Annotated in this window: 1 protein-coding gene; it reads left to right on the forward strand. The window is 53.9% G+C overall.

Features of this window, described 5'->3' with window-relative positions; translation table 11 throughout:
• Nucleotides 1–67: 67 nt before the first annotated feature.
• Nucleotides 68–1,176 (forward strand): IS3 family transposase gene (locus HWE04_RS24150; protein ID WP_241813918.1). Its coding sequence is split into 2 segments (ribosomal slippage): nucleotides 68–314 and nucleotides 314–1,176, totalling 1,110 coding nucleotides; the frame shifts between segments, so codons are not numbered across the junction.
• Nucleotides 1,177–1,203 lie beyond the last annotated feature (27 nt).

Below are 1,203 nucleotides of genomic sequence, written 5' to 3' on the forward strand. Positions count from 1 at the left end.
TGACCTGCCCCGGATTTTTCGGACCGCTGAAAATTTGAGAAGATAGCTTCCACTCGGAAAGGAAGCCATGAAAAAGAGTCGATACAGCGATGAGCAAATTGTGCGGATACTGCGCGAAGCCGATAAGGCGCCAGTAGCGGAGGTGGCCAAACGCCACGGAGTGAGCGAGCAAAGCATTTATGGCTGGCGCAAGAGATTTGGCGAAATGGATGTCAGCGATGTAAAGAACCTGAAGACCTTGGAGCAAGAGAACGCCCGGCTGAAGAAGCTACTGGCTGAACGTGACCTGGAGATCGAGGTAATGAAGGAAATATCGCTAAAAAAATGGTGAGCGCACCGGCGCGTCGAATTGCTGCGTTTTACGCGATTGAGCGAGGTATTGCGCAGCGACGCGCCTGTGCGCTGATGCAGGTAGCCAGGTCGAGCTTGAAGTACGTCCCCTCCTTGCCGCAAAAGAATGCTTCGATTGCGAGCGCGATGCAGCGTTTGTCCGGACAGTATCCCCGTTATGGTTCTCGTCGCATCCGGATATTTCTGGGTCGTGATGGGATCGATATCGGCAAGGAGAAATGCGCTCGCCTATGGTCCGAGCAAGGCTTGCAAGTGCCTAAAAAGCGCAAGCGCCGACGAGTGGCAGGTAGTAGACCAAGACCTCTGGCACCAGCGCAGATGAACTCGGTCTGGAGCTATGACTTCGTGTTCGACGCATGCGCTAACGGTCAGCAGCTCAAATGCCTGACTGTCGTTGATGAATACACGAGAGAATCCTTGGCGATCGATGTGGCAGGATCGATCCGATCAGGCCGCGTCATCGAGGTACTCTCCAAGCTGATCAGTGTGCGCGGCGCTCCTCGCTATCTGCGCAGTGACAACGGCCCGGAATTTGTCAGTGCTGCCTTGCTAAAATGGGTGGCGGAACAAGGGATAGAATGCGCCCTGATTGATCCGGGCAAGCCCTGGCAGAATGGCACCACAGAAAGCTTCAACGGGAAATTCCGTGACGAATGCCTGGCCATGGAATGGTTCAGGAATCGCCTGGAAGCCAAGGTGGTGATTGAGGACTGGAGGCAGCACTACAATAAGGTTCGTCCTCATTCCAGCTTGAACTACCAGACGCCGGAAGCGTTCAGCAAGAAAACAGGAAACACTTTATCAACCGGAGCTATTCCAAATTAAACTGGTCCGGAAAAACCGGGCAGGTCA

This window comes from Herbaspirillum sp. C7C2 (genome assembly GCF_022627865.1).
In the GTDB taxonomy this organism is placed as follows: domain Bacteria; phylum Pseudomonadota; class Gammaproteobacteria; order Burkholderiales; family Burkholderiaceae_D; genus Herbaspirillum; species Herbaspirillum frisingense.